Source organism: Synechococcus sp. R55.2 (assembly GCF_047462075.1).
In the GTDB taxonomy this organism is placed as follows: Bacteria; Cyanobacteriota; Cyanobacteriia; order Thermostichales; family Thermostichaceae; genus Thermostichus.
On record NZ_JANSIH010000316.1, the window covers coordinates 1 to 3,964 of the forward strand.

Here is a 3,964-nt window from a genome sequence, read left to right on the forward strand (position 1 = left end):
CCCCGCGGCCGCGCCCGCGGCTGGCGCCCCGACCCCCCGCGGGGGGGGGCGGGGCGGGGGTAGGCAGAGGGGTGGGCGGCGGCGTAGGGACAGGACTGGGGATGAGGAAAGGAGTGGGCGTTGGAGCCACCACCGCTATCGGCGTGATGGTAACCGCAGGCTGTTCGCCGGCATCTTCTTGGCAAGCCACAAGTGACAACGACAGAAGAGCGGCTACACTGGTTTTGATCACAGGGGCTGCTAACGTCCAGCTCTGACGGAACCTATGGGGCTGCTGTCTCATGGGGTTTGACTCCTCACAACACAAAGCTTTGGGATCCTGCCGGTTCTGGGAGAGCCGAGCCTTGGTGGTGTCCAACTCAAAAACTCGGCCAGGCTGCTTCTCAGCCACAGCAGCGCTTACACGCTGCTAACACTATAGATAGAGTCTTAGCTTTTTGCAAACCCCACCTGTGGACTCCCCCTTCGGGGGTGAAGCTAGACAGAGGGGAACGACCTGGGCCGAGTTAGACTGGTAAGCGTGACAGCAAGACGAGGATCCATGGCAGCAAGGGCGGGAGCAGAACCATCTTCTGGCTGTGGAGAAGCAGAGGGGCAGACTGCCGTTGGCGTTGATGCCCTGTACCCCTCAGAAAACATCAGCGGGGCGGGGTATGCCCGGGAAGAGCTGCAAGAGGCTTGCGGGGTCTTTGGCATCCTGGCTCCAGGAGAGGAGGTGGCCAAGCTGGCCTACTTTGGCCTATTTGCCTTGCAGCATCGCGGCCAAGAATCGGCAGGGATCGCCACTTTTGAGGGATCCTTTTGCCGGGTTCACAAGGCGATGGGCTTGGTCTCCCAGGTCTTCGATGAAGTGAACTTGGCCCAACTGACCGGGGATCTGGCGGTTGGTCACACCCGCTACTCCACCACTGGATCCAGCCGCGTGGCCAATGCTCAGCCGGTGATCGTGGAGACTCGCCTGGGGCCGCTGGCTCTGGCCCACAACGGCAATTTGGTCAATGCGGAAGAGCTGCGGAAGGAACTGGAGGCCGCCGACCGGCACCTAACCAGCAGCACCGACTCCGAGTGTATTGCCCACGCCATTGCCCAGGCGGTGAACCAAGGTCAAGATTGGATCGCGGCCACTTGCCAAGCTTTGCGCCGCTGTCAGGGGGCTTTTAGTCTGGTGATCGGCACGCCAGAGGGCCTGATCGGGGCACGGGATCCCTATGGGGTGCGTCCGCTGGTGTTGGGGCTTTTGAGCAGCAACCCCGCTCTGGATGAGCTGCTGCAGTCAGAGATGCTGGAGATCATCTGCAGCGACGGCACCCTCAGCCACCCCGAGGCCGAGCCGCTGCATTATGTATTGGCTTCAGAAACCTGTGCTTTGGATATCATTGGGGCCGACCCTCTGCGGCAGGTGGAGCCGGGAGAGTTGGTGTGGATCAGCCGTCAGGGGCTGCAATCGGTGCGTTGGGCGGAGGCCACCCCCAAGCTGTGCATCTTCGAGATGATCTACTTCGCCCGCCCAGACAGTTGGATGCACGGGGAAAGCCTCTACTCCTACCGGGTGCGGCTGGGAGAACAACTGGCCAAGGAGGCTCCGGCAGAGGCCGACTGGGTGATCTCCGTTCCCGATTCCGGCACGCCGGCGGCCATTGGCTATGCTCGCCAATTGGGGATCCCTTACACCGAAGGGCTGATCAAAAATCGCTACGTGGGCCGCACCTTTATTCAGCCCACCCAATCCATGCGGGAGCGGGGCATTCGCATGAAGCTCAACCCCCTGGAGGACGTGCTGCGGGGGAAGCGGATCGTGATTGTGGACGACTCGATTGTGCGCGGCACCACCAGCCAGAAAATCGTCAAAGCCCTGCGCCAGGCGGGGGCCACCCAAGTCCACATGCGCATTTCCAGCCCCCCGGTCACCCATCCCTGCTTCTACGGCATCGATACCGATAGCCAGGATCAGTTGATTGCTGCCAAGCATTCCGTAGAGGAAATCGCCGAGAAGATTGGAGTGGATTCTTTGGCCTACCTGAGCTGGGAAGGCATGCTGGCTGCCACGGGCCGGGATCCCAACTCGTTCTGCTCCGCTTGCTTTACCGGCCACTACCCCATCCCCATCCCAGAAGGGCTGAAGCGCTCCAAGCTGGCCCTGGAACTGGTGGCTACTGGCAAGAGCCGCTAGGCTGCTCAGGGATCCCCGCTAGACTGAGAAGAAGAATTGCTTGGGGCAAGCCATGACTTTTCGCCTACGCCAATTGGGGGATCCCATCCTGACGCAAGTGGCCGAGCCGGTGACGGAGTTCAAAACGCCGGCCTTGCAGGATCTTATAGAAGGTATGCTGGCTACCCTGAAAGAGGCGCAGGGGGTGGGCTTGGCTGCTCCTCAGGTGGGATCCCTGCTCCAAGTGCTGATCGTGGCCTCTCGTCCCAATCCCCGCTACCCGGAAGCGCCGCAAATGCAGCCTCTGGTGATGGTTAACCCCCGTCTGCTGGCTTGCAGTTCTGAACAGGTGCTGGGTTGGGAAGGCTGCTTGAGTGTGCCCAATTGCCGTGGTCTGGTGGCCCGCGCCCGCGAAGTGGAGGTGGAGTATTACACTCCAGAAGGCGTTCAGCAAAGGGTGGTCTGGCAGGATTTTCCGGCGCGGATCTTTCAGCACGAATACGATCACCTGATGGGTCGGGTGTTCCTGCAGCGGCAGCCTCGGCAACTGCTTACCGAAGCCCAGTACCAAGCCCAGATTTTGGGTCAGCCCGCCTGAGGGATCCCACCATGCCCTACATGGTTATCTACGACGGCCTCTGCAACCTCTGTGCCACCGGCGTTCAGCTCTTGGAGCAACTGGATCGCGGACGGCAGTTTTGCTATGCCCCCATGCAAGATACCTCTACCCTGGCTCAATGGGGGATCCCACCGGAGCAGGTGGAGCTGGGGATGATTCTCATCGATCTGGAGCACCCAGAGCGCCGCTGGCAGGGATCCGCTGCCATTGAACAAATTGCCGCCCTTTTGCCGAGCGGGGAGGTGTGGCTGGCTCTGTACCGCAACTTTCCTGGCTTGAAGGTTCTGGGGGATCGAGGCTACGAACAGATCCGGGATCACCGCTACGAGTGGTTTGGCCGCCGTAACACCCCATACCTATCTGTCTACCCTGCTTGTGTTTCCTGCCGGGATCCCTTGGCCGAGGCTGAGGGAAAAGCTGCAGCACCAGCCGCCGGCAAGGCAGAAGCAAGCCGATAGCCAAAATGGAAGTTCCCTCTTCCTCAGCTCGCTATCTTGGATCAGGGAATTTGAAAAAGGATTGAATTCCTGTATCAAAGGTTAACCTTTCTAAGGGAATTCCCTGAACTGGTCTTGACCCTCTCTAAGCCCATAGCCAGAATAGGAACAAAGCAGCCAAAGGGGGGATGAGGCGTGCCTACAGTTACTGATAAAGATCTGGGCAATATCGATTGCAGTTTAGAGATCCTCCAGCCGGTTTTGAGAGGCAAGGATCCCAGAAGCGCAAACGGCGCCATCAAATGTTTTAGCCATTACAACGGAAAAGGCAGAGAGCTTCTCCTCCAAACCCTAAACCAACCTCTGGATTGGGAAAAGCAGTTTGCTCTCTGGACAACCCTAATGGATTCGGGTGATCCCCAACTTATCCAAATCGCGAAAGCCTATCCGGTTACCCTTCGTCCGGTGGGAGATCTGGGGGCAAAATTGGAGGCTGGCGAGCGAGATTTCCGCTGGGCGGATTTGAGAAAGGCCAACCTCAGTCAGCGAGATCTGAGTGGGGCAGACTTGAGAGGAGCAAACCTAAACCGCGCGAGACTGAGCCAGGTGAATCTCAGCCATGCCAACCTGAGCGGAGCCAATCTAACTCAAGCAGACCTCAGCGGGGCCGATCTGAACGGAGCCAACCTGAGCGGAGCCAACCTCCTGGGCACCAACCTCATCGGCGCCAGCTTGCTGGGGGCCAACCTAACGGACGCC

At 59.6% G+C, this 3,964-nt stretch carries 5 protein-coding genes; 4 read left to right on the forward strand and 1 reads right to left on the reverse strand.

Features of this window, described 5'->3' with window-relative positions; translation table 11 throughout:
• A partial coding sequence (locus NW838_RS10040; protein WP_414427969.1) for a hypothetical protein occupies positions 1–232 on the reverse strand: 232 nt, incomplete at its 3' end.
• A gap of 309 nt (positions 233–541) precedes the next feature.
• Between NW838_RS10040 and purF the strand changes: the two genes are divergently transcribed.
• From purF to NW838_RS10060, 4 genes are all read left to right on the forward strand, one after another.
• Entirely contained in the window at positions 542–2,170 is a 1,629-nt protein-coding gene (purF, locus tag NW838_RS10045) for an amidophosphoribosyltransferase (RefSeq protein WP_414356997.1), read from the forward strand.
• 52 nt (positions 2,171–2,222) lie between these two features.
• Positions 2,223–2,747 carry a peptide deformylase gene (gene def / locus NW838_RS10050; protein ID WP_011433713.1) on the forward strand — a complete coding sequence of 175 codons (525 nt, stop codon included), beginning with the start codon at positions 2,223–2,225 and terminating at the stop codon, positions 2,745–2,747.
• 11 nt (positions 2,748–2,758) lie between these two features.
• Positions 2,759–3,226, forward strand: a complete 468-nt coding sequence (locus NW838_RS10055; protein ID WP_414427970.1) for a thiol-disulfide oxidoreductase DCC family protein — start codon at positions 2,759–2,761, stop codon at positions 3,224–3,226.
• Between the two features lie 381 nt (positions 3,227–3,607).
• Positions 3,608–3,964 (forward strand): pentapeptide repeat-containing protein (locus tag NW838_RS10060; protein WP_414427971.1); only part of this gene is annotated, 357 nt, incomplete at its 3' end.